This window comes from Pseudobutyrivibrio xylanivorans, assembly GCF_008935055.1.
In the GTDB taxonomy this organism is placed as follows: Bacteria; Bacillota; Clostridia; order Lachnospirales; family Lachnospiraceae; genus Pseudobutyrivibrio; species Pseudobutyrivibrio xylanivorans_A.
Genome location: NZ_CP043028.1, coordinates 1,482,921 through 1,508,276, shown reverse-complemented (window position 1 = coordinate 1,508,276; position 25,356 = coordinate 1,482,921). Strand labels below are relative to the sequence as shown.

General features: G+C 40.7%; 17 protein-coding genes. 13 read left to right on the top strand and 4 right to left on the bottom strand.

What is annotated here, in order from left to right:
• The first annotated feature begins 6 nt into the window (after positions 1-6).
• The 3 genes from FXF36_RS06860 (at position 7) to FXF36_RS06850 (ending at position 3,475) form a co-directional block, all read left to right on the top strand.
• On the top strand, positions 7-1,329 hold the full coding sequence (locus FXF36_RS06860) for a replication-associated recombination protein A (protein WP_151623073.1): 1,323 nt from the start codon (positions 7-9) through the stop codon (positions 1,327-1,329).
• Between the two features lie 27 nt (positions 1,330-1,356).
• Entirely contained in the window at positions 1,357-2,646 is a 1,290-nt protein-coding gene (locus tag FXF36_RS06855; RefSeq protein WP_151623072.1) for an aspartate aminotransferase type Ic, read from the top strand.
• Between the two features lie 61 nt (positions 2,647-2,707).
• On the top strand, positions 2,708-3,475 hold the full coding sequence (locus FXF36_RS06850) for an aldo/keto reductase (RefSeq protein WP_243143593.1): 768 nt from the start codon (positions 2,708-2,710) through the stop codon (positions 3,473-3,475).
• A gap of 22 nt (positions 3,476-3,497) precedes the next feature.
• Here FXF36_RS06850 and FXF36_RS06845 read toward each other — a convergent pair whose 3' ends face one another.
• Positions 3,498-4,013 (bottom strand): MFS transporter, encoded by a 516-nt coding sequence (locus FXF36_RS06845; RefSeq protein ID WP_151623071.1) that lies wholly within the window; start codon positions 4,011-4,013, stop codon positions 3,498-3,500.
• 12 nt (positions 4,014-4,025) lie between these two features.
• The gene (locus FXF36_RS06840) at positions 4,026-4,730 is read right to left on the bottom strand and encodes an MFS transporter (RefSeq protein WP_151623070.1); all 705 of its coding nucleotides are present in this window, start codon (positions 4,728-4,730) and stop codon (positions 4,026-4,028) included.
• 852 nt (positions 4,731-5,582) lie between these two features.
• Here FXF36_RS06840 and proC point away from each other — a divergent pair.
• From proC to FXF36_RS06820, 5 genes are all read left to right on the top strand, one after another.
• The gene (proC, locus tag FXF36_RS06835; protein ID WP_151623069.1) at positions 5,583-6,377 is read left to right on the top strand and encodes a pyrroline-5-carboxylate reductase; all 795 of its coding nucleotides are present in this window, start codon (positions 5,583-5,585) and stop codon (positions 6,375-6,377) included.
• A 133-nt stretch (positions 6,378-6,510) separates the two neighbouring features.
• Positions 6,511-7,626 carry an SLC13 family permease gene (locus FXF36_RS06830; protein WP_151623068.1) on the top strand — a complete coding sequence of 372 codons (1,116 nt, stop codon included), beginning with the start codon at positions 6,511-6,513 and terminating at the stop codon, positions 7,624-7,626.
• A 229-nt stretch (positions 7,627-7,855) separates the two neighbouring features.
• Positions 7,856-7,981, top strand: a complete 126-nt coding sequence (locus FXF36_RS16730) for a hypothetical protein (protein WP_263008657.1) — start codon at positions 7,856-7,858, stop codon at positions 7,979-7,981.
• Between the two features lie 64 nt (positions 7,982-8,045).
• Complete coding sequence (locus FXF36_RS06825) at positions 8,046-13,595, top strand: fibronectin type III domain-containing protein (RefSeq protein WP_151623067.1); 5,550 nt, start codon at positions 8,046-8,048, stop codon at positions 13,593-13,595.
• Positions 13,596-13,726: 131 nt separating this feature from the next.
• The gene (locus FXF36_RS06820) at positions 13,727-15,973 is read left to right on the top strand and encodes a glycoside hydrolase family 31 protein (RefSeq protein ID WP_151623066.1); all 2,247 of its coding nucleotides are present in this window, start codon (positions 13,727-13,729) and stop codon (positions 15,971-15,973) included.
• Positions 15,974-16,166: 193 nt separating this feature from the next.
• Here the strand turns inward: FXF36_RS06820 and FXF36_RS06815 are convergent, their stop codons facing one another.
• Together FXF36_RS06815 and FXF36_RS06810 are read right to left on the bottom strand one after the other, a co-directional pair.
• Complete coding sequence (locus FXF36_RS06815; protein WP_151623065.1) at positions 16,167-17,822, bottom strand: methyl-accepting chemotaxis protein; 1,656 nt, start codon at positions 17,820-17,822, stop codon at positions 16,167-16,169.
• A gap of 500 nt (positions 17,823-18,322) precedes the next feature.
• The gene (locus FXF36_RS06810; protein ID WP_151623064.1) at positions 18,323-18,520 is read right to left on the bottom strand and encodes a YjfB family protein; all 198 of its coding nucleotides are present in this window, start codon (positions 18,518-18,520) and stop codon (positions 18,323-18,325) included.
• 246 nt (positions 18,521-18,766) lie between these two features.
• On the opposite strand from FXF36_RS06810, the gene FXF36_RS06805 reads away from it, so the two are divergent.
• The 5 genes from FXF36_RS06805 (at position 18,767) to FXF36_RS06785 (ending at position 25,202) form a co-directional block, all read left to right on the top strand.
• Complete coding sequence (locus FXF36_RS06805; RefSeq protein WP_243143592.1) at positions 18,767-19,684, top strand: alpha/beta hydrolase; 918 nt, start codon at positions 18,767-18,769, stop codon at positions 19,682-19,684.
• A gap of 91 nt (positions 19,685-19,775) precedes the next feature.
• On the top strand, positions 19,776-21,023 hold the full coding sequence (locus FXF36_RS06800; RefSeq protein ID WP_151623063.1) for a hypothetical protein: 1,248 nt from the start codon (positions 19,776-19,778) through the stop codon (positions 21,021-21,023).
• The gene (locus tag FXF36_RS06795; protein ID WP_151623062.1) at positions 21,023-21,691 is read left to right on the top strand and encodes a DUF6320 domain-containing protein; all 669 of its coding nucleotides are present in this window, start codon (positions 21,023-21,025) and stop codon (positions 21,689-21,691) included. Before FXF36_RS06800 ends, FXF36_RS06795 begins: the two co-directional genes overlap by 1 nt.
• Positions 21,692-21,738: 47 nt before the next feature.
• A complete protein-coding gene (locus tag FXF36_RS06790) occupies positions 21,739-24,315 on the top strand; it encodes a bifunctional diguanylate cyclase/phosphodiesterase (protein WP_151623061.1) in 2,577 nt (858 codons plus the stop codon).
• Between the two features lie 83 nt (positions 24,316-24,398).
• On the top strand, positions 24,399-25,202 hold the full coding sequence (locus FXF36_RS06785) for an enoyl-CoA hydratase-related protein (protein WP_151625711.1): 804 nt from the start codon (positions 24,399-24,401) through the stop codon (positions 25,200-25,202).
• Positions 25,203-25,356 lie beyond the last annotated feature (154 nt).

Below are 25,356 nucleotides of genomic sequence, written 5' to 3'. Positions count from 1 at the left end.
TAAAGCATGGATTTATTTGATTACATGAGGCAGGAAGCCAAGAAAAAGGAGTCGCCTCTTGCAGCTCGCCTGCGTCCTACCACACTTGATGAGGTGGTTGGTCAGCAGCATATCATTGGCAAGGATAAGCTTCTTTATCGTGCTATCAAGGCAGACAAGCTTTCTTCCATTATTTTTTATGGGCCTCCTGGCACAGGCAAGACCACTCTTGCACAGGTTATCGCCCATACCACAGCAGCGGAATTTACATCTATAAACGCAACGACATCTGGTAAGAAGGACATGGAAGCGGTTGTCGAGGCCGCTAAGCAAACGCTCGGGGCTTACGGCAAAAAGACAATCCTGTTTATAGATGAGATTCATAGATTCAACAAGGGACAGCAGGATTACCTGCTTCCATTTGTTGAAGATGGCACCATCATTCTAATCGGTGCCACCACAGAAAACCCTTATTTCGAGGTTAACGGAGCTCTTCTTTCAAGGTCTATTATTTTTGAGCTGAAGCCACTTGATGCTTCAGATATAAAAACTTTGATTATGCGAGCAATCACCGATACTGAGAAGGGACTTGGTAGTTATAACGCCGTCATCGATGATGATGCTCTTGAATTCCTTGCAGATATTGCAAATGGAGATGCCAGAAGTGCTCTTACAGCTATCGAGCTTGGTGTGCTCACAACAGACAGAGCTGAAGATGGAAAAATTCATATTACAATAGATGTGGCTAGTGAATGTATCCAGCGTCGTGTTATCAAATACGACAAGGATGGCGATAATCATTATGATACAATTTCTGCTTTCATTAAGAGTATGAGAGGTTCTGACCCAGATGCGGCAGTTTATTATTTGGCGCGAATGCTTTATGCAGGGGAGGACCCGAAGTTTATTGCCAGACGAATTTGCATCTGTGCATCTGAGGATGTTGGTAATGCAGATCCGATGGCACTGGTAGTAGCAACAAATGCATTCCTTGCTGTTGAGCGAATAGGAATGCCTGAGTCGCGGATTATTCTTTCACATGCTGCCACCTATGTAGCCTGCGCACCAAAGTCAAATTCAGCCTACGGAGCTATCGACTTGGCTTTGGCTGAGGTGAGAAACAATACCACGCGACCAATACCTACTCACCTCCAGGATGCCCACTACAAATCAGCGGGCAAGCTTGGACACGGCATTGGCTACGAATATGCACACGATTTTCCAAATCATTTTTCACACCAACGATACTTACCTGAAGGTTTGGAAATCGGTGATTTCTATCGCCCGGGAAATCTGGGATATGAACAGACAATCAATGAGTATCTTGATAAGGTACGAAATGATAAATAAATTAAGTAACAAAGGAAGGACCATGCAATGAAAAAGTACAGCGAAATGTCATTACAGGAACTAGAAGCAGAGAAGGAGCAGCTGTTTAGCCAGTATAAAGATTGGCAGCGAAGAGGGCTTAAGCTTGATATGAGCAGAGGTAAGCCATCAGTTGAGCAGCTTAATCTTTCTATGCCTCTTTTTGATATTCTCGATGGAAAGTCACTTATGAAGTGCATGAACGGAGTAGAGACTAGAAATTACGGACAGCTTGAGGGCATCGTTGAAGCTCAGCATCTTATGGCAGAGATTATGGATTGCCAGCCAGAACAGGTTATCGTTGGAGGAAACTCATCGCTTAATCTTATGTTTGATGCAGTTGCTCGTGGTTATATGTTTGGTTTCGGTGGATGCACACCTTGGTGCAAGCTTGAGCGAGTTAGATGGCTTTGCCCAGTTCCAGGTTATGACAGACATTTCGCTATTACACAGCACTTTGGTTTTGATATGATAAATGTCCCTATGAATGAGGACGGCCCAGATATGGATGTTGTAGAAGGCCTTGTAGCTGCTGATGACAGCATCAAGGGTATCTGGTGTGTACCTAAGTATTCTAATCCACAGGGTATTGTATATTCTGATGAGGTTGTTCGCCGTATGGCAAACCTTAAGCCAGCAGCTAAGGACTTCAGAGTATTCTGGGATAATGCATATGCGGTACACCATCTATACAAGGAAAAGAAGAAGATTTTAAATATTCTTCACGAGTGTGAAGAGGCAGACAATCCAGACTTAGTATTTGAGTTTGCTTCTACATCAAAGATTACTTTCGCAGGTGGTGGAATCGCTGCTATCGCTTGCAATCACAACAACCGCGAGGAGCTTAAGAAGACACTTACAGTTCAGACAATCGGCTTTGACAAGATTAATATGCTTCGCCATGCAAGATATTTTGCAGATGTTGAATCTGTTGAAAAGCATATGGAAAGACACGCTAAGATCCTTCGCCCTAAGTTTGAGCTCGTTATCAAGACAATGGAGAGAGATTTAACAGAGCCAGAATGCGGTAGATGGATTTCACCAAAGGGTGGATACTTCATCACCTTCGAGGCACCAAAGGGCACAGCTACTCGTATCGTAGATTTGGCAAAGGAGGCAGGTGTTGTTCTTACACCAGCAGGCGCTCCTTTCCCATACCACATGGACCCTAACGATTCAATCATCCGCTTCGCTCCATCACTTCCACCAATCGAGGAGCTCGAGCAGGCAGCAGATGTCTTCACAGTTTGCGCACGTATCGCATATCTTGAGAAGCTTATCAATATGAAGGCTATATAAGGTGTTGCTATGAAAGAAGTCACATTAGGACGTACTGGTATTAAGGTTCCACAGAACGGATTTGGATACATCCCTTACAAATCTTAAAACTGATTACATTGATATTTATCAGTTTCATATGATGGGACAGTGCTACAAGCCTGGAGATGGAACTGGAATGTATGAGTGTATGGAAGAGGCTAAGCGCCAGGGAAAGATACGCCATATTGCAGGAACCGCACATAAGCTTGGGGTTGCTAAAGAGCTTATTGAGTCTGGCTTATATGAAACAGTACAGTATCCTATGAGCTATTTGGCTTCAGATAAAGAAATAGAGCTTCTAAAGCTTTGCAATGAAAACAATGTGGGTTTCATTGGGATGAAGGGCTTGGCTGGAGGATTAATTACAAATTCCAAGGCTGCTATGGCTTTCATCAGCCAGTTTGACGGAGCAGTTCCAATCTGGGGAATACAAAAGGAATCTGAGCTGGATGAATGGCTATCATATATGGATAATACACCAGAATATGATGCTGAAATAGCTAAGTTTATTGTGGATGAGAAGAATGAGCTTAGTGGAGAATTCTGTCGTGGATGTGGCTACTGCATGCCTTGCACAGTTGGTATCCAGATTAATCAGTGTAACAGAATGATACTGATGCTTAGAAGAGCGCCTAGTGCCGGATGGCTCAGTGAACACTGGCAGGAAGAAATGGAAAAAATCAACGACTGTATTGAATGCGGAAAATGCATGACACACTGCCCATATGAGCTGAATATTCCTGTGCTTCTTAGAAAGAACCTGGAGGACTATAAAGAGGTTCTTGCAGGAAATAGAAAAGTGCAGTAATCGAATACGTAAGATAATGAGTTTAGTCAGCCTGAACATACAGCTGGCTAAACTCTTTTTTGTCTAAGTATACAAGCATCAGTGCTGCAATAACAGCAACCATAGTCATGGCGATGGAGAATGCCCAGGCGTATGAAGGGCCGAAGGCGTCAAACATTCTTCCGCTGCAGAACTGTGTGATGCCCTGCATAAAAGCACCGGCGAAGTTTGTTACTCCAAAGATACGTCCGCGGTGGCTCTCTGGTACACGTTCTGCTAGGAAAGCTCCCATCATGATAGTGGTGAGGATTTCGCCGAAGGTGAAGAGGGCGATAGAAATATAGTATCCTCCGATGATACCGAAGGACATTAAAAATGCTGCAAAGCTGATAGCCTGAAGGATTACACCTAAGGCGAATTTTTTGGTTAGATCAACCTTTTCAAAAAACATTGTGATAATAGGTGTAAACAAAACTACTAAGAAACAGTTTACACTAGTGATAGTTCCATATATTACAGAGCCTTTCACCGGAAAGGCTTTTGCTATGTCTAAAGGCATCAGGTATCCAAACTAGGAGTAAGCACCCTGATAGAATGCCAACGAAATAATAAATGCAATCAATGCGCCGCTATTTCTGATAATATTCCAGATGTTTAGGCCATCGTCAGCGGATTCTTCAACATCTTCTACAGGAGCTTCCTCCAGCTTTTCATCTTTTACGAACAGTCCAATTAATACTGTTGATACACTGATAGATAGACCACTGATTATAAAACACAGCCAGAGATAATTATTGAAAAGCAATCCAGCTAATGTAGGCGAGAGGATAAGTCCGATATTGGCTCCTAAATATAATAAAGAAAATGCTTTTTCTCTTTTTTCTGCAGGTGTAATATCAGCAACCAGAGCCTGATATGCAGGGCCTTCCAAAGTCTGGAAAAAAGCGCCTACTAACAGCACGCAGATAGAGAATATAGAAAGAGGCAGGAAACCACTGATGACAAATAAAACAATAGACATAATGTCACAGTAAATAATGACACGCTTCTTATTGAACCTGTCAGCCACATGTCCACCCAAAAGATTTGCAGGTAAAAATAAAATGCCAGAGAAAATAGTAAAAAGCGCAGTTTCAGTGGCATTGAACCCAATTTTCTTATTAAGAATAAGTGTTAGCATAGGCCAAATCATGGCACCCATATTTGTGACGATTCGACCTATAAACAGTATGTAATTAGCTCTACTTAAACCCTTATATTGGCTGAATAATTTCATCTTGTCTCCTATTTGTGCTTCGTATTTACGATATTTATTGGATTATATCTGATAAAAAGCTTGATTACAAGTAGTGCCAGCGGGGGAGCAAGAATGTAAAAGATATTATTGAAAAACAAAAGTATCTCCCAGATTCAAAAAAACTTGGGAGATACTTTTTTAGTATTGTTATTTAAAGGTTTTTAATTTTCCTCAGAAAATCAAGAACCGGACATGGACCAATATTTTCTGAAAGAAAATATTGCTTGGCAAAGCCAAGTTCTTGTGGGCTTTTTCCTTAAGTAGCCCACAAGAAGTCATATTTTACTGGAAAACATATTCAATAACATCGCCAATTTCACCTGATCCCTGGAATCCAAATGTGGTGTTACCATTAGCACCAATGATTGCATTCCAATTTTTGGAGGGAAATTTTATATATTTTGCTACTTGTTTTTGCTCTACTACCTATAAAAACAATGATTTTTCTAGGAAGTAAATATCTAAAGGTTTTTATCATCTGTAATTAAAAATTGAAATTAGGTAGTAAAAAATAGGCTGATTTTACTACCTAATAAGGCTTTGGAATATAGGTAGTAAAAATAAGGTTTTTTTTACTACCAGTAGATTGATTTTTCTGAGGGGTAGTAAAATATTAGAAATTTTTACTGCCTAAGAATAAGAATTTATATGAGACAGTAAAATATCAAGTTTTTTAGTACCTATTAAATTGATAAGTGAAACAGGTAGCAACTATTGCAACTTTTATTACCAGCAGCCAAGCAACAAGGAAAAATAAATGTACAGAATAAATCTAAAATGTTACACTTAGGATGTTGTTATAGGGCTTGTTTTTTTCTGGAGGAAATCGACATGAAGATTGGATTTATTGGTGCAGGTAATATGGGCAGTGCGATGATGGGTGGAATGATTTCATCTGGCACAGTTGAAGCACAAGATATAATGGCAAGTGATATTTTTCAGGCTACACTTGATGAGCTCATTGAAGAGCTTGGAGTTAATACAAGCATCAGCAATAGAGACGTAGTTGATTTTGCGGATATTATTATTATTGCGGTGAAGCCACAATATCTACCAGATGCCATAAGTGGAATAAAGGACATGGATTTCACGGATAAGGTTGTTGTAAGTATTGCAGCCGGCCAGTCATTGGAGAGATTGACTGAGTTATTTGGAAAAGATTTGAAGCTTATCAGAGTTATGCCAAACACTCCAGCATTGGTTGGAGAGGCGATGAGTGCCCTAAGCCCAAACAAGTTTGTATCAGAGGAAGACTGTGAGATCGTAGTTGAACTCTTTGAATCATTTGGTAAGGCTGATGTTGTTCCTGAAAAGCTTCAGGATGCTGTTGTTGGAATCAGCGGTTCTTCACCAGCCTATGTATTTATGTTTATCGAGGCTCTTGCAGACGGTGCCGTGGCAGAGGGAATGCCTAGAAAGCAGGCATACAAGTTCGCTGCTCAGGCAGTGCTTGGTTCAGCAAAGATGGTCCTCGAGACAGGAGAGCACCCAGGAGTTCTTAAAGATAATGTTTGCTCCCCAGGTGGCACTACAATAGAGGCAGTCGCAGCCCTCGAAGCTCTTGGTTTCAGAAATGCAGTTATCGAAGCAGAGCGCGTCTGCATCGAAAAATCGCGTGAATTATAAAGATATTTAAGAAGGAAAAAAGTCCCTGTAGCTATCAAGCTCTTGGTGTTACTGAAAGGAACATTCCAAAGTGACTGAAAGTAATACCAAGGCTTGAGAGTGTGTCAGGGACTCTTATTGCGTGGAATTAATAATGGATTCAATTAAGAGATTTATAAATAATGAGATAGTTTTATGTGTAGCTTTTGTATTGGCGGTTGGGTCAAGCTTTGTTGTTCACCCAGACCGCCAATATCTGGGTTACATAGATTTTAGAACACTAAGCATTTTGCTAGCCTTAATGATTACCATGGCAGGTCTTCAGCGCCTTCAGGTGTTTAGACAAATAGGTGAGCTTCTTGTTGCAAAGATGAGTTCTATCAGTGGAGTAGTATTGGTACTCATTTTCCTTTGCTTCTTCTCGGCAATGTTCATCACCAATGATGTGGCGCTACTTACATTTGTGCCATTTTCAATTGTCACACTTTCAATTTCAAATCGAAGAGATTTGTATATCATAGTGATAGTCCTGGAGACGATAGCTGCAAACCTTGGAAGTATGCTCACACCTCTTGGCAACCCACAGAATCTGTATTTGTATTCTCTGGCAGGTATGAGTCTGGGAGCCTTTATAAAGCTGATGCTCCCATACAGTGTTGCGGCGCTTGTGCTTTTGGTTGCCTGTGGCTTCGCTTTTGTTAAGCCTGCGCCAGTTACCCTTGCAGAAAAACACAAATATGACCGTAGCTCACGTGACAAGAAAATGATTGCCATGTACGTATTTACGTTTTTAATTTCGATTCTCGTGGTGGCAAGAGTGCTTGATTACAGAATAGGACTTGTGATTGTGGCGGCTTTGACTTTGGTTCTCGATAGAAGAGTACTTAGAAAGCCAGATTACTCATTACTGTTCACTTTCATTTTCCTATTTATCTTTATTGGAAATATTAAGCGAATTCCAGCGCTTTCAGATGCAATCGGAAGCTTTTTACAGATTAATGAGGTGGGTGTGTCCATCTTCCTCAGCCAGTTTATCAGCAACGTGCCTGCGGCAATCCTTTGTTCAGGCTTCACAGATCAGATTGATAAGCTGATAATCGGAACAAACCTCGGTGGTCTTGGAACACTTATCGCATCCATGGCCAGCCTGATTTCCTTCAAGCAGTATAGCTATATCGACGGAGCAGATAAAAAGAAGTATATTGGTGTGTTTACTCTGGCAAACATATTCTTTTTAGTTGTGATGTGCGCGATATATATCATTTTGTAAAAATATGTAGAAACCAAAGGGTCTGGCTAATGTGAGCCAGACTTTTTTAATTGCGAAAGGTTGCACCTCAATGTTAACAATTATTGAAGATTCTAGGGCTTCATCAGGCTGTATCACATGGAATAACATAATGCCCTATTTACAATGATTTGTTCACAGAATGATAAAGATTTTTTGGTACGATGACCTGGTAACGCGGTGGATTTTCTTTGGGAAAGAGGTTGACATTATGAAGGAAATGAGAAAGCCTTGTCAGACCAGACCAGACCAGACCAGACCAGACCAGACCAGACCAGATTCTAGCACTGCGTTTATTATTAATAATGATTGCATAGAGCTCATAGAGCAGACCTAAGGCATTAGGTTTGTTCTATGAGCTTTTGTGATTGATGGGGGTTTTAGTAAAAAGGAGGGAAAGCATGGATAAAAAAACATGTAGACGAGCGTTGTCGTTGATGATGTCCCTGCTGCTCTGTGTTACCAGTATTAATTTTAGCATCATAGCTAATGCTGCTGAAATTGATGGTGGAGATGTGGCGGAAGCGATAGTTTCCGAGACTCTTGAAGACACAGCGGAGCCTGTGGAGGAAGTAGAAAAGGCTGATTTACCAGAAGGTGAAGAAGCTCAGGCTGAAGATGAAACTGAAGAAGTTTCAGAAGAGCCTGATGACACTTCTGGAGAAGAATCTGACGAAGGCATAGATGATACATTAGAAGATGTAAACGCTGACGCACCAGAGAAGCTTCCAGAGGAAGAGCCAGATGAAGAATTGAGCGCTTTGGCTGGAGTGTTCGAAGACGTAGCCGAATTGACTAATGTTGACGAGGAATTAGAAGAGGAAGAACTGGAAGAAGAACTAAAAGAGGATGAGGAAGAAGAGGAAGATGTAGCCTTTGAGGAGTCAAAGGTTATTGATGGTGTGCGCGTTTTAGTAAAGGCTGATGAAGGCGTATTCCCAGAGGGAGCAACACTTTCAGTAGCAAAGGTAAGTGGCTCTGAGGAGCAAGCTGTAGAAGCAGCTGTTGATGCTGAACGTGCCAGCAATAAGAACGTTGTAGAGTCTTACACCTTTGATATCAAGGTTCTTGATGCAGATGGAAATGAGATTGAGCCTGACACATCGAAGGGCACAGTAAAGGTTTCATTCACTCTTGAAGAAGTGGCAAATGGTAATCTTGAAGCTGATGTATATCATGTTAAGGGTGAAGTGGGCTCGTTATCTGTTGATGAGTTAAATACTGTGGAAGTTGGTGAGACTACAGTTGAGGCAGAGACAGATGGATTTTCATATTATGTAATAGTATTTTCATATGATAATCTTGAATACCGATTTCCAAGTCTTGACAGAATAAGAATTTTACAAATTTTACAACGTATGATGCCACTTGATTCTGAAAAAAGCATTACTTCAGCGGTAAGCAGTAATACTTCATGTTTTACAGTGGTTAATGACAACGGAGAATGGTATGTGGTACCAGGAGAATTCTTTACCAGTACAGAAACACTAACTGTAACTTATGGTGGGGTAGATTATGTGATAACTGTTACCGTAGATGTAAAAGATTTATCCACAGCTACCATTAAGGGACTTTCAAAGTATTATCCTGTTGGAACTAACGCTTCTAAGATTGCTGGATATATTAACGTTCTAGTTGGGGACGAAAGATTATATGATGGATATGCTACAGAGGTAACTGATAAGAACGGAGAATCTGTAGATTCTCTATCTGAAGAAGGTGAGTACACATTAAAAATAAAGCCTTCTGAGTCTGGTTATATAGGTTGTGTGGGTGAGAAGACAGTAAAAATCAATGCTATTAATACAATAAGTGGTTTTACATATACTAGGGCATCTGAAGAAGGTAGTATAGCTGCTGAGCCAGCATCTAACTTGGTAGATGGAAATGCATCCAATAAGTGGTGTAGCTCATATGTGCCAACATGGATTGAATTTAAAACGAGTGATAATAGCCTGATTACGCCAGCGGGATATATATTTGTAACAGGAAATGATACGAGTAGCGAAAGCGGAAGAAACCCTAAAAATTGGGTTTTAAAGGCAAAAAAGAACTCTGAGGATGCCTGGACTACAATAGATACAAAAACAGATAACACAGAAATGCCTGCTTCCAACTATGCACCATATTACTTTGAGTTTGAAAATACTAATAGTTATCAGTATTTCCGACTTGAAATAAATGCTATTCAATATGGAAGTACGTTCCAACTTTCTGAGTTTTATTTTATAGAAAAAGAACCTGATTATGCTGCAGAGGTTGACGGAACAAAATATCTCAATTGGGATGACGCAGTTACTGCTTGGAAGAGTGAGAGCGGCTCTACATTAAAACTTTTATCAGATGCAAAGGTTAGCTCAACAATAGAACTTACAGGTTCGGAAAAGGTATTGGACTTAAATGGCCATGGTCTGATTTATACAGGACCAACAGGAACAACAGATCGTTTTAAAAGTGTATTGAGGTCTGAAACTGATCTGGAAATTAAGGATTCTTCTCCAGATGTAGAACACAAATACACTATAACGGCTTATTCAGACAAATCTAATGGTGCAGGACTTGCAACTGTTAATGATAATGCTACAGGTGAAAATGTTAAAACATTTACTGGTGGCTATATTACAGGTGGAAAAGGTTACCTTTTTAGTGGTGTGCCTTATGGTGGAGCGATATATGCTGATAAAAAATTAAAGATGACTGGGGGTACCTTGATTGGTAACGAGTCTACTAATGGCGGAGCAGTATACCTGAAAAAAGAGGCAAGTTTCATTGGTACAACTTTTATAGGAAATTACGCATCTAGTGATGGTGGTGCAATCTGTTTCGACAAAGAACACAATACCAATGTAACGATGGATAAATGCAAAGTGCTATATAATTATGCCCTTGTAGGTACTTCGGGAATATATCCATCAGTAAAAACTGGTTGTGCAGTGTTGATTAAGGACAGTATATTTAAAAATAACGCGACAATAGGTACTGGGGCAGCTAATATTGGCGTGTTAATAATTGTAAATGAAAATTCAACGTTGACTTTATCAGGAAAATGTATTGTTATCGACAACGTTGATGTTAATGGAAATCCTAATAATTTATTTGTCTGTGACAGCACAAAAGCGACCTTAAAAATTGGTGTAGATGGTCTAGCAGAGGGTTCACAGATAGGTATAACAATGGACAATCCTGTCAACTTTACTAAAGCAATGGTAAACAAGAGTTACTTTAGTTCAGATAATCCAGATTACATTGTTTTAAATGATACAGAAGGATTGAAGATTGGTAGTCCTTATACACCACTCTCAAATGAAACCCCTGTAACAATTTACAAGGGCGACATTGCGATAGGCACTACAGCTCCTGTTATTGGTGATACATTAACAGTTAAATGTGATGCTACAGGTGTAACTTATCAGTGGTATGTTGATGGTGCAGCAAAGTCTAAAGGAACTAGCGACACATACACAGTCGAGGCAGCTGATGCTGGAAAGAAAATCATAGTAAAGGCAACACAGCCAAAGATGGCAGATGGAACAGCTTACACTTCGGAGGCTCCTACAAAGGATTCAGCTCAAACAGCAACAGTAGCTAAGAAGACTGGAACGACTCAAGCTTCACTTCTAGATTATGTCAAATTGGATTTTGCAACTGAAACAGTTTCAGTAATGGAAGCACATAGAACAGAGTGTGAATTGGCTACAAGTAATACAGCGACAAAGGGTGAATCCTCACTCAATGTAACAGATATACTTGATAGTAGCGAGTCTCCAGCTATCTATTTCAGAGCATGTGAACAGTCTGAAACCTATGCAGGTCCATGGGAATCTGTAGCACATATTGGTAGAGGACCAGCGCCAGCAGGCTTCACCACAACTAAGGCTTCAAGCGAAGCAGATGGAAGCATAATTGGTACGACTGCTCTGATGGAATACAAACTGAAAGATACCGATGATGCCTATACTGCTGCAAGTGAACCTAGTACAGAAGTTGCAGCAGGAACTTATCTGGTAAGATACAAGGCAGTTACAGGAGAATCACTTGCAAGCAGCTGGTTTGCAAGCAAATCAACAGAGGTGGTAGTTCAGGCTAAGGCTGACCAAGAAGCTCCATCTGAGTCATTGTTTGAGATTAAGCATGTCAGTCCTGACAAAACAAATGATGGTGAAATTAGCGGTGTTGATCCAACTATGCAGTATTTCATGGATGGCGATGGTTGGTATTCTATAACCGGAACTAGTCTTATCAACCTTAGACCAGGTACTATTAAAGTTCGTTATAAGGGTGATGATGATACTAACCCTAGTTCGGCTATTGAATTAAAAATTGAAAAGCTTACAGCAGAATTTACATTAGAAAATGTTCAAGTTACTGACATTGAAACAGATAGCGTAGTAATGAATGGTGCATTGTCACCAGCTAAGTATGCTAACAGTGGATGTATAAGTGTGGCAGGTTTCGAATATCGTAAATACGGTACTGAAGAATGGACTGATGTAACAGCAGAGGTAAGTGATGGAACATTCAATGTATCTGTCACGGGTCTTGAACCAAATACAAAGTACGAGTATAAGGCATACTTTGTTAAGGTAGATAGTGAAGTAAAACAGTATGCAATGGATGGTGATGCTGAAAAGATATTCTCATTCACTACTGACAAGCTTCCAGAAGAGAAGACTGATACAGGAAGTATCCATGTTACTGTAACTCATACTGGAGGCGACACTCGTGATGTTATAATCACCATTGAAAATGGTAATGAACCATTATCATCAAAGAATTATAGTGGTGATGGAATAGATTTCACAGGTTTACCAGATGGTAACTACAATGTAGTATGTCGTACTGCAGATGGAAACTATACAGAGACAAAGCTTCTTATAATACAGGAAGGAGCTGCTGTAGAAACATCGTTTGAGGTTAGTCCATACAACCTCAATTCTATAGTTGAGATTACCAATGGCGCTCCAAGTATAGCTGTTGGCGGTCTTAATGAGTTGTTTGAGGAGGGTGATGAGACTAACGCTACAGGAAACAATAAGGTAGAGTTAAAGCTTGTTGTTGAGGAAAAGTCAGATGATAATACTACTACAGATTCTGATGGATATAAGGAAATAGAAAAGCTGCTTGGTTCTAATATGAAGCTGGATCAGCTCCTTGATATTAATATTGTAAAGACTGTAACTACTAGAGATGATTTTGGAAATACAACTTCATCAACTACAGACAATATTACTGATACTGGTAGCAAACTTATAAGAATGGCAATGTCCTTAAAGGATATTATTATTAAGGGTCTTACTGTATTTAGTTACCATGTTAGTGACCCTGCAGATCCAACTACTGGAGAAGCAAGGGAACTTAAAAAGCTTTCAAGTGCGGATTCAGATGAGGCAGGATACTATGCAGATGTTCTTAATCGTACTTTGTGGATAAATGAGACCAAGTTCTCACTTTATGCAATTGCCCATGTAGAGGAACCAGAGGAACCAGTAGCAGGAAAGACTACAGGCGAGCCTGCGAAAGCAAGCCAGGTTAAGACAGCTCCTGTTTACAGATTATTTAACACTAAAACAGGTGAGTACTTCTACACCATGCTTAAAGATGAGCGTGATACAATCCTTGCAAATGGAGCTACAAAGGGCTGGACTGATGAGGGAACAGCATGGCAGGCATCAGCAAAGACTACAGACAAGCCTGTATATCGTCTATTCGATATTAAGGGCAAGGGCGGTCATGTATATACTACAGATGTAACTCTTAAGTCAGAGCTTATGACTAAGGGTTGGATTGACGAGGGCATAGCATGGTACGCACCAAGCGTTTCTGGTAGAGTAATCTATAAGATTACAAACAAGACAACAGGCAAGATTCTTTACACAACCTCAAAGGCAGAAAAGGATACCCTTGATGCAGCAGGATTTACCTGTGAAGAGGCTGAGTTCAGAGCTTACTAAATATTGATTCTTTAAGCGCCCACCTGGTTTCAGGTGGGCGTTTATATTACAATAAAGTATGTTAAAAGACTACTGGAAACGTTTCCAGTGATGTGGTATGCTTGTTTTAACACAATGTCAGGAGGGTATTTATGGAATTTGGAAAGATTCTGTCACAGGAAACTGCGGATAATCAGGTTACAGTTAAATATGAGAATCAGGAAGTAATAGTTCAGGTTATCACAGATGAGATAATCAGAGTGTTAGTTCCTACTTGGATAAAGCATTACAAGTCAGTTGCAATTGAAGGTCATCCAGAGGTGCCTTGCGATTTTGAGGTTGCAGAGGCAGAGGGCGAAGTTACTATTTCTACTGGCGCTGTTGTTTTACAGCTTAGAGATAATTTTAGCTTTTCATTCAAGGATAGATATTTAGATGAGCTGCTTTCAAGCTACGATGGCAATAGAACGATTTTGGGCGGCTTATCTGAGGAGGCATTAGCACTTCTTATTGCCGAGGGGCACGTGTTCAATGCAGATCAGTACAAGAATCATAAGGTGCAGCAGCTTTTCAAGCTTAGCCCAGAGGATAGATTTTATGGCACAGGTGATAAGACAGGCTTTTTGAATAAGCGAGGCTATGCATACGAGAATTGGAATTCCGATATTCCACAGCTTCATCACGAGAATATGCCAGCCCTTTACAAGTCTATTCCATTTATCATTGGTAAGCGCCCAGGCTATACCTATGGACTTTTCTTCGATAACACTTATCACAGCTATATGGATTTAGGAAAGGAAAGCACTGATTATTACTACTATGGTGCAGATGGTGGAAACCTGGATTTCTATTTCATGGCTGGCGAAAAGATGACAGATATCGTGGAGCACTACACATATCTTACAGGTCGTGCACCGCTACCACAGCTCTGGACACTGGGCTATCATCAGTGTCGCTGGGGTTATGAGAGCGCCAAGGATATCCGCACAGTTGCTACAAAGATGCGTGAAAATAGAATCCCTTGTGAGACAGTCCAGTATGATATCGACTACATGGATGGCTTTAGAGTTTTCACATGGGACGAGGAAGAATATGAGCCAGAGGGACAGCTTATAAAGGAGTTGGCTGAGGATGGCTTTAAGGCGGTTTGTATCATCGACCCAGGTGTAAAAGAGGACAAGGGCTACTTCATGTACGATGAGGGCATGAAGAACGATTATTTTGCCAAGGATAAGGATGGCAAGGTTTATGTAAATGAGGTTTGGCCTGGAGATTCAGTATTCCCTGATTTCGGTAAGGAAGAGGTTAGAAACTGGTGGAGCAAGAGTCACAAGAGGCTTGTTGATATGGGAATGCAGGGAATCTGGAACGATATGAACGAGCCTGCAAGCTTTAAAGGACCACTCCCACTTGATGTTCAGTTCCATGTAAATGACAGAGAGACAGACCACGGTGAGATGCACAATGTTTATGGTCATTTCATGAGCAAGGCTACCTTCGAGGGAATGAAGGAGCTCACAGGAAAGCGCCCACTTGTTATTACCAGAGCTTGCTATAGTGGTTCTCAGAAATACACAGCTGTATGGACTGGAGATAATCAGAGCGTTTGGCCTCATCTTCAGATGTTGATACCACAGCTTTGCAATTTGGGAATAAGCGGCTTTCCAATTGCAGGTACAGATATAGGCGGATTTGGAGGGGATTGCAAGCCAGAGCTTCTTATGAGATGGATTGAGGCTGCTGTGTTCTCCACATTCTTTAGGAATCACTGCGCCAAGGGTCATAGAATGCAGGAACCTTGGAACTTTGGTGAGGAGACTGTAAATGTATATCGTAAATACGTAGAGCTGCATTACAGATTCCTGCCATATATTTATGATTTGCTCTTTGAATGCCAGCTTACAGGTCTACCTGTAATGCGTCCTTTGGTTCTTCACTATGAGGATGATGAGAATACCTACAACCTCAATGATGAATTTTTGGTAGGCGAGAATATGCTTGTTGCACCAGTTGTAGAGCAGGGCGCTATTAAGAGAATGGTGTACTTGCCAGCTGGAAATTGGATTGATTACTGGACCAAGGAGCGTCACGCAGGTGGAAAATATATTATTGTAAATGCTCCAATTGATGCACTCCCAATTTTTATCAAAGAGGGTAGCATCATTCCTATGTATGAACCTGTTCAGTACGTGGGAGAAAAGCCATATGACACACTTGAGCTTTTAGTGGCTGGCGACAGCGCATGGGGTTCTCACTATCAGGATAATGGAGAGGATTTTGCATACCTTGATGGCGAGTATAATCTCTACAGCTTCACCTACGAAAACGGAGAGCTGGAGAGCGACATGCTCCATAGTGGCTACGAGATGTACAAGGAAATAAAAATAGTAAAACTTTAGAAATTATAAAAGCTCCTAGTTGGCTATGTCTGCCTAGTCTTGTAACTTAAAAGCTCTTAGTAGCTGACAAGCTATCTGTTCTCTGAAAGTGACATGTAGTCACTGGAAGAGAATAGATGCTTGTAAGCGTAACTAGGAGCTTAAAATGGTAACAAGGCAGTCTAGCCTAAACTAGGAGCTCATGTATTTTTATTTATGCTACATTTTTATTGAAGAAAGACATTTCCTTCTCGAGAATCTTCGAGATATCATTGAGGCTTGTAGCCTTCTCAGAAAGCTTGCTTACAGTCTCTGCAAGCTCAATCATTGAAGCACGAGTTTCCTCTGTGCTTGCTGCATTCTCCTGAGAGATAGCAGAAAGTGAATTGATTGTGTCAGCAAATACCTTTGTAGCCTCGTCTGAACGATTTACACTGGCTACAATCTGATTTGTCACAACGAGTGACTCATCAATGTTTTCAATCATGCTGTTAACTGCGTCGATAGTCTTTCCGATGACCATACCCTGACGCTCAACAGCACCCTGAACCTGACCAGCATTTTCCATAGTAGCTTCTGAATCAGCAGAAAGAACAGCCATGATTTCCTGAATATTCTTAGCTGCATTGGCAGACTGCTCTGCAAGATCACGAATCTCATTAGCAACTACAGAGAAGCCTCTGCCTGACTCACCAGCTCTTGCAGCTTCGATGCTTGCGTTAAGAGAAAGAAGATTTGTCTGGGCTGCAATTGAATCGATAATTGCAACTGCCTCGCAAACTGAGGCAACAGCTTTGTTTGTGCTGTCAATTTTTCCAACAATATCTTCGATTGACTGGATTGTCTCCTCAGTAGAAGCCTGAAGCTCCTGAAGCGCAGCAGAGCTTGTCTGAGAATTATCCTGCATGCAACCAGCAAGCTCGTTCATGTGGCTTGTGTTGTCTGTAATCTGCTGGATAGCATCGTTGATTTCCTCAACACTTGTAACAGCCTCCTGAAGTGATTCAGCCTGGCTTGTAGCACCGTTAGCAACATGGTCAACAGCGTTTGTAACATTGTCAGCTGTCATAGAGATTGTCTCAGCTGTTGCTGAAAGGTACTCAGCAGAGGTATCAAGCTCAGAAGAAGAGCTTCTTGCATTTCCGATAACATCGCTAAGCTTGTCAGCAAGGGAAAGAATAGAACGACCTGTCTGACCAAGCTCATCTGCACGACAGGTGATTCGCTCATCGATTTCGATTGAAAGTTCACCAGTAGCAAGCTTGTCGATAGCCTTAACATTTGCTTTGATAGCCTTTGACATCTTGATAGCTGCAAGGATTGAAACACTGATGATCAAAGCCATTGCGATTAAACCAGCAATGATAATAGTGTTTGTCTTTTGCTCAAGGGCTGTAATGATTGTGTCCTTCTCAAGACCAACGAAAGCCATTCCGTATGCAACATCGTTATAGATAAGTGGCTCGTAAGCAACATAATACTGCTTGCCGTTAATCTCAACATCTGCGGCAGCGTAGCTTTCGTAGCTATTTACAACTGCCTGATAAATATCATTATCAACTTTTGTTCCGGCGATACCTTCGATAGATGAGCGGTTTCTTACATCACCTAAAATGAAAGTATAATCATAACCTGTTGATTCCTTTAGCTGGGCTTCGAGATCAGAGTTGTCAGTCTTTGCACCATGCTCTGTAATATTCAAAACTGAAGAATAAGTCTTGCAAGCGGCCTGAACGCCACGCATTGCTTCGCTTTCCATTCCAGTCTTTAAATTGTAAATAGAAACACTTAAGTTTACGAGTCCTAAAATAGACATTGTAGCGATTACCATTCCGATGAGGGCAATCTTGATAGATGGTATCTTGTTCATACTTTACCTCTTCCTTTTTTAAGCATAAAAACAACAATGAACAAGATGATACACACTTTGTTCACAAATTAATATGGTAAATGTGCACAAAGTTATATATCTAACAATATTTATAAAGAACAACTAAACTATAACTATATGCACACAGGTGGGTAAAAAAGCGGAGTTTAGATCAGGCTCAGGACACATAGATACAAATTTTTAGATAAAGTAAAGAGGACGCCGGCGGGGCGTCCTCTTCAAAAAGGGAGAATAATGTTATGAAAAAAATGGTTCATCGCTTCTGTCTTGCGATGTAATTATAATACTAAGTTATTTTGAACGAACAATGGAAAATATGTGAACAAAAAAGTAAAAGAAAAAGAATATTTGTGAATTGCTTACCACTCGTTTCTTAAGATAGTTTTAGGTTAATTGATGTAACTAAATCCCATTCTGGGCATGAAAAAAGGACCTAAACGGTAGGTCCCTTTCATATCTTAACCCAAAACATTTATAACTCATACGCGCATATCAATGGTAGTGCCAGAAGTAGGATAGACCAGACTCTCGAGAGATGGTGAATTCATATCCATCGAATCAACGAAAGCCTGAGCCTGTCCTTCCATGAGATCCAAGCTCTTCGACAGCATAGCGCTCCCTACTGCGTCCATCAGTCGATTTTGACTTAAATTCATAGAAAGCTGGGCAATATCCATAAGCGCCTCCCCTAAAAAAGACGTATCTTTTTCACTCAAGTAAATTCTACCATTTACGTGTTCACAATTGGTGCCAAAGTGTGACTAAATTGTGAACAAACTGTGAACTATTCAAACATTTTAACGATTTTGTATAAAGTAAGTATTTTGTGTGATTTCTGCGACATAAATTGAGTTTAGGATAGAAAAATGGGATGAGAATAATTATAATAGTAGTGTCTGTAATTATGCTTTACTGGAGAATTTATGGCATTACTAAACATAAACCTCAGCGATCCGTTGATGAAAGCGCTGAAGGCGGTAAATTCAATAGCTGGAAAATCTCTTACAGAAGATGATTTGCGAAGGCAGCGCTCAGCCATGGAATTGGCGGGGAAGCTTGCAGCGCCAACAGGGGGAGTTGCGCTTGAGGGATTTTCAGTTGGGAATATATCCTGCGAATGGGTGAAGCCAGAGCTTGCGCACAATCCGCAGTATGTGATTTTATATGCCCACGGCGGCGGTTATACCTGTGGCGGTCTTGGCTATGCCAGAATCCTGGCGGCGAAGCTTGCGGTATCCACAGGATTTACAGTTGTTTCTTATGAATACAGACTTGCTCCAGAGCATAAATTTCCAGCAGCGCTGGAGGACACAATAGCAGTATGGGAATATCTGTTGGAAAATGGATTCGACAGTGAACATATTTTGTTTGCTGGTGATTCAGCAGGTGGCAACCTGGCAGTGTGCCTGACACAGAGACTTCTGACTGAGGGACGCAAGGCACCGAGGGCACTGTTGCTTTTCAGCCCTTGGACAGATATGACAGCAAAGTCAAAGTCCTATCAGCAGTACGATGGTAAGGATCCGATTCTGACTAAGCGCTATGTGGAATCGGTTAGAGATGCGGTCATTGGCACCGATGTGGAGGCCTCTGATCCGATATACAGTCCCCTTTTTGGTGACTTCAATCATTTTCCACCTACACTTGTGCAGGTTGGTAAAACGGAAATTCTATACGAGGACAGCGCAAGCCTCGTAAAAAAAATCAACAAAGCGGGCGGCAAAGCAACCCTTGACGTGGAGGAGGATGGCTGGCACGTCTACCAGCAAATGCCCCTGCCAATGTCTGGGCGCGCCATGCGTCGTCTGAGCGAATATGTATCTGGGGAGATATATACGTAAATGCAAACAAATTATTATTTGTAATCAAGCGTGTCGAACATGGGTATGTGGCAATGGATAATTGATGGCGGATTAGGAAGTATAAATAATTATGGGTAGAGAAAATTGGTACAAAGTAGATAATGTTGCAAAGGTTTTTTTGGCTACGGCCGCCAAGCGTGACACACGCACTCTGCGTGTCAGCTGCACTCTTTGGGAGCCTATAGATCCAGGCCTTTTGCAGTTTGCGGTGCTTTCCGCTATTCAGGAGCGCCCACAGTTTCAGGTGCGCATCCGTCGCGGAATTTTTTGGCACTATATGGAAGATACAGATTTGCAGCCAATAGTGGAGGAAGAGCATGGCAGAGTTTGTCCATCACTTTATCATCCAGGCCACATGCTGCTTCACTATAAGGTTACTTATTTTGGAAATAGAATTAATCTGGATTTGTTCCATGCTATCTCTGATGGCACTGGAGCACTGGAATTTTTGAATATTATTGTTCTCGATTATTTGAAGCTGAAATACCCTGATAAGTTTGGAGATTTGACAATCCACTCAGGGGCTTCTGAGGATGATTTAAATCAGGATAGCTATAAGCAGTTTTTCGGAAGCATGCATCTTAAAGCATCATCTTTGAAGCGAGCTTATCATCCAGGAGGTTTAAAGCTGCCATATGATCAGCTTCAGTTCTTCGAGGTACAGATTCCAACCGAGGATATTTTGCCAAAGGCAAAGGAGGTTGGCGTTGGGCTGACCAGCTATATCGGAGCAAAGCTTATGATGGCGATTAAGGCTGATATGCCTCCTCGTAAGATGAAGACACCGGTTAATGTTTCTATGCCAGTAAATCTTAGAAATTATTATCCAAGTAGCACCTCGCGAAACTTCTTTAATAATGTAAATGTTACACATGTTTTTGATGAGGAGATTTCTTTTGAGGATTTGGCGAAGGAGTTTGATCTTAAGTTAAAAGAAAATCTTACTGAGGAAAATATCAAACAGCAGATGGATAACTTTGAGACCATGGAATATTTTATTCCTGTCCGTGCTGTACCGCTTTTTATCAAGCAGATGGTTGTGCGCTATGGCTCAAAGGTTACAGATAAAAAGGTATCGGTAGTACTTTCAAATCTTGGCGTGCAGCGTCTACCACAGGAGATTGGGTCAATGGTTAAGAATTACTGCGGCTTCTGTAGCTCATCAAATCTTTTCGTGGTAATGAGTAGCTACAACGGAGTGCTTACGCTGGGCATCACCTCACCTTATTCAAATACTAAGGTGGTGAAGACGCTGGTTCGTGGCTTCAGCGAGGACGGGATGAGAATTACAGCATACGCAACGGAGGTTATTCGCTAATGAAGAATTGTCCTTATTGTAATATTAAAGTGGGGGGCGATTTAAAAAAGTGTCCCTTCTGTCAAAGTAGACTGGCTGGCGAGGCAGAGGATAGATATTTTCCGACTCAGACAATTTTGAAGTTGCAGTCATTCTTCTATAAGCTTCAATTGTTTATTGTTTGGATTATTATCATTACATCAATTGGATTGGATTTCTTTTTTGGACTTCCGCTATATCCGAGCTGCAAATTCCACTGGAGTCTTCTTATAATTATGTGGTTGCTGGCTTTTGAGTTTACAATCATTCGTCTTTTCAAAAAAGGAATGAACGCATCGAGAGTGCTTTCAATTTCAGTGGTGCTAGTGATGATAATGCTTGGAATAACAGCATATTATGTGGGATTCCTGAAGATATTCGTTTACTGGGTATTGCCGAATGTGGTTATGGCTACCATGGTTGCAAACTTCGTTTTCTCAATGTTGGACAAAAGCGGCAACGCAATGGTTTACCTTTTGACAAATCTTTTGATTGGCATTTTGCCATATATTGCTTTTTATGTATTGAAGAGAAATTGTCCACTTGAATGGATTATCTGCCTTTTGGTCAGCTTTGCATTATTTGTTGGAGCTATCATTTTTAGAGGCAGAGAAGTAGTTAATGAAATACAGCGAAGGCTGAGTGTGTAGATAGGTTTTTGGCAACGCAGGTTTAGGTGCTAGACGGAGGGTGTGGCATGAATACCGTTGATAGAATACCTGATAAGAGAAAGTACATAATAGAAAATTTTGGAAAGGCTATGCAGGAGGGATGGATAGAGGTTTATTATCAGCCTATTATCCGTGGCTCTAGTGGAAGAGTCTGTGGCGAAGAAGCTTTAGTACGTTGGGATGACCCTGTCTTTGGCATAATGAATCCAATAGAGTTTATCCCTATCTTAGAAGCTGTCAATCTAATTGATAGACTAGATCTCTACGTTTTAGAGCAGGTTATAGCCAAGCTTGAAAAGTTCGAGGAAATCGGGCTCTACAGAGTAGTGCATTCTATAAATTTCTCTCAGATAGATTTCTATTCTTCAGATATTGTGTCAGAGGTTAAGCAGCGAGTGGAGGTTTCATCAATTCCTCCTTCTTTGATTGCAATTGATGTTATTGAAAGCATATGCGGAACAAAAGATGCTAACATATTATCAAAGCTGAAGGAGTTCCATGAGTCAGGTTTTCAGGTTTGGATGGACAATTATGGAAATGGTGATTTCGCGCCAATTCTTCTCCAGCAGACTCATTTTGATTTACTAAAAATCAATATGGGTTTAGTAAGTCAACTGCGCGTAAGTAAGGAAGCGAGAGTCATAACAACAGAGCTTGTTAGAATGGCTATGGGACTTGGCATCGAGGTGGCAGCCGAGGGTGTTGAGGGCGAGGAAGAGGTTGAATTCCTAGGTGAAATTGGCTGTGTTAAGCTTCAGGGATTCTACTATTGTAAGCCATTGTCATTAACCGAAATTTTAAAAAGATATGAAAATGGTAATCAGCGAATAGGTTTTGAGAATCCTGACGAGCGCGATTATTATACAGCAGTTGGACATGTGAACTTATATGACCTTGCATTTACGAACAAAGATAATGAAGGCGCGGTAGATTATTTCGATACGCTACCTATGGCAATTCTGCAGGTAAATTCTGAGGAAATATCTCTGCTTCGCTGCAATGCTAATTATAGAAAATTCTGTTATGCGAACTTTACTAAGCAAAGGGGTGTTTCTACATATTATTTCAAAGATTCATTAAAGAGTATAGGTTCCTACGCTATGACAGCAGTCCGTCAGTGCGGAATAGATGGAAAACGTGCAATTATTGACGAGCGTACAAGAAACGGTAAAATGGTTCAGTTGCTTATCGATAAGATTTCGGAAAATCCAGTTACAGGAATGTCTGCGGTGGCTGTTGTAATTCTTTCCGTTACAGATACGCCAGATAAGGCTGACGATTTGAACTACAACTATATTGCAAGAGCTTTGGCAGAGGATTATTTGAAGCTTTACTTTGTGGATATGGAAAAGGACGAATTCACGGAGTTTGTTTCTGATGGAAAAAATCGAGACGTGAAAGTTATTGCCCACGGTAATAAATTTTTCGATCAGCCTGAAGAACTCGGATACTATTTTATCTATAGAGAAGATAGACCGAGATTTATTGATAATTTTACAAAGGAACGTATTATAAATGATTTAAATGAGTATGGAAAATATACCATAACCTACAGAACTCTGATGGATGGAGATCCTAAGTATGTAAATATGAAGGCTGTTCGTGTAAGAACAGATAATAAGCATATCATCATAGGTATCAGTGATGTGGATGCTCAGACTAGAGAGCAGGAAGCCTTTGAGAGAATTAAAGAAGAGCGAATAACCTTTAATAGAATTACTGCTCTTTCAAGTGATTTCTTAAGTATCTATACTGTTGATCCTAATACAGGGTTCTATGAGCAGTTTAAAACCAGTGAACCATATCAAAAATATGAACTAGATCCTGAAGGAAAAGATTTCTTTAAAGAAGCAAGAGAAAATGTTAAAGATATCATATATAAGGATGATTTAGAGGGATTCATGAGTGTGTTCACAAAGGAGCACATAATGGAGGTCATCAAACAGCGAAGGTTATTCAGTTATATCTATCGACTTGTGCTAGAAGATAAGCCTACTTATGTAGCGTTGAAGGCCGCTGTTGTGGAAGAGTTGGATGGACCTCAGCTTATAATTGGACTTGTCAATGTAGATGAGCAAATTCGAAGAGAAAAGGAATATGCAGAGAAGGTTACTGAAGCGGTGGATATGGCTATTAGAGATGCTCTTACTGGTGTGAAAAATAAGCATGCTTATGCTGTAGCAGAGGAAGAATTCAATGTGAGAATAGAAGAAGGAATCGCATCTGAATTTGCAGTGGTAGTATGTGATTTGAATGGTCTAAAGGATATCAACGATAACTATGGACATCAGACTGGTGACGAGTTTATCAAGGCTGGATGTAAGATTATCTGTGATGTATTTGCACATAGCCCTGTTTACCGAATCGGCGGTGATGAGTTCGTTGCGATAGCACAGGGCACGGATTATGGAAGCCTTGATAGCCTTCTTGAAAAAATGGAGAAGATAAATTCTCGCAATGCTAAGAAAAAGGAAGTAACTATTGCTGTTGGCGTTTCAAGGTATGTTGGTCAAAAGGAAATGCGTGAAATATTTGATGAGGCTGATGCCAAGATGTACATTAATAAAAAACGCATGAAGAATGGTGAGGCAAGGCATTATTAAAATGATTGACAAAGTTTTAACAATGCTCTATTATTATATACATGATAAAAAAGTTGGGGTGAACCCAAAAGAGGAGGATTATGATGAGCGAATTCAACAATTTAAAGCTTGAGGTTGCTGACGAGATCGCAGTACTTACTATTGCACGTCCAGCAGCACTTAATGCACTTAACAGCGAGACTCTTGATGAGTTAAACGTTGCACTTACAGAGATCGAGGCTAGAGACGACGTAAAGGTTCTTATTCTTACAGGTGGTCCTGATAAGAAGGACAATGCATTCAAGTCATTTGTTGCTGGTGCAGATATTTCTGAGATGGTTAACTTTACTGCAGCTGAGGCACGTGCTTTCGGTATGAGAGCATCAGTTCCTTTCTTCAAGCTCATGAACATGAGACAGGTTACTATTGCAGCAGTTAACGGATTCGCACTTGGTGGTGGTTGCGAAATCGCTATGGCTTGTGATATTCGTATCGCTTCTGACAATGCTACATTTGGACAGCCTGAGACAGGCCTTGGAATTATCCCAGGTTTCGGTGGCACACAGAGACTTGCTCGTCTTGTAGGTATGGGACGTGCTAAGGAGCTTATCTTCACATGTGATTCTATTGATGCAAACGAGGCATACAGAATCGGTCTTGTAAACAAGGTTGTTTCTACAGAGGAGCTTATGGACACAGCAAAGGCTATGGCTAAGAAGATCGCTTCTAAGGGAAGCTACGCTGTATCTATCGCAAAGGCTGCAATCAACAATGGTTACGACATGGACATCAAGAATGCAGTTGAGATGGAGGCTAATCTCTTTGGTATCACATGCTCTACACACGATAAGGCAGAGGGCATGGGCGCATTCCTTGAGAGAAGAGCAGCAAACCTTACAGATTTCTAAATTGAATTTGATTCCTAAGGGGTCTAAGCGTTGGCTTAGGCCTCTTTTTTATTTTTATTGGGCTATTTATCAATTAAGAGTCATTAAAGCTGATGAATCCATTAGTGTATTGATAAAATCTGCTTAGGATTTGGGATTTTTATCAAAAAGATGT

Excerpts from the sequence above, each read along its gene's own strand:
- FXF36_RS06860 (WP_151623073.1), top strand. The coding sequence starts at position 7 with ATGGATTTATTTGATTACATGAGGCAGGAAGCCAAGAAAAAGGAGTCG.
- FXF36_RS06855 (WP_151623072.1), top strand. The coding sequence starts at position 1,357 with ATGAAAAAGTACAGCGAAATGTCATTACAGGAACTAGAAGCAGAGAAG.
- FXF36_RS06845 (WP_151623071.1), bottom strand. The coding sequence starts at position 4,013 with ATGCCTTTAGACATAGCAAAAGCCTTTCCGGTGAAAGGCTCTGTAATA.
- FXF36_RS06840 (WP_151623070.1), bottom strand. The coding sequence starts at position 4,730 with ATGAAATTATTCAGCCAATATAAGGGTTTAAGTAGAGCTAATTACATA.
- proC (WP_151623069.1), top strand. The coding sequence starts at position 5,583 with ATGAAGATTGGATTTATTGGTGCAGGTAATATGGGCAGTGCGATGATG.
- FXF36_RS06830 (WP_151623068.1), top strand. The coding sequence starts at position 6,511 with ATGGATTCAATTAAGAGATTTATAAATAATGAGATAGTTTTATGTGTA.
- FXF36_RS16730 (WP_263008657.1), top strand. The coding sequence starts at position 7,856 with ATGAAGGAAATGAGAAAGCCTTGTCAGACCAGACCAGACCAGACCAGA.
- FXF36_RS06825 (WP_151623067.1), top strand. The coding sequence starts at position 8,046 with ATGGATAAAAAAACATGTAGACGAGCGTTGTCGTTGATGATGTCCCTG.
- FXF36_RS06820 (WP_151623066.1), top strand. The coding sequence starts at position 13,727 with ATGGAATTTGGAAAGATTCTGTCACAGGAAACTGCGGATAATCAGGTT.
- FXF36_RS06815 (WP_151623065.1), bottom strand. The coding sequence starts at position 17,822 with ATGAACAAGATACCATCTATCAAGATTGCCCTCATCGGAATGGTAATC.
- FXF36_RS06810 (WP_151623064.1), bottom strand. The coding sequence starts at position 18,520 with ATGGATATTGCCCAGCTTTCTATGAATTTAAGTCAAAATCGACTGATG.
- FXF36_RS06805 (WP_243143592.1), top strand. The coding sequence starts at position 18,767 with ATGGCATTACTAAACATAAACCTCAGCGATCCGTTGATGAAAGCGCTG.
- FXF36_RS06800 (WP_151623063.1), top strand. The coding sequence starts at position 19,776 with ATGGGTAGAGAAAATTGGTACAAAGTAGATAATGTTGCAAAGGTTTTT.
- FXF36_RS06795 (WP_151623062.1), top strand. The coding sequence starts at position 21,023 with ATGAAGAATTGTCCTTATTGTAATATTAAAGTGGGGGGCGATTTAAAA.
- FXF36_RS06790 (WP_151623061.1), top strand. The coding sequence starts at position 21,739 with ATGAATACCGTTGATAGAATACCTGATAAGAGAAAGTACATAATAGAA.
- FXF36_RS06785 (WP_151625711.1), top strand. The coding sequence starts at position 24,399 with ATGAGCGAATTCAACAATTTAAAGCTTGAGGTTGCTGACGAGATCGCA.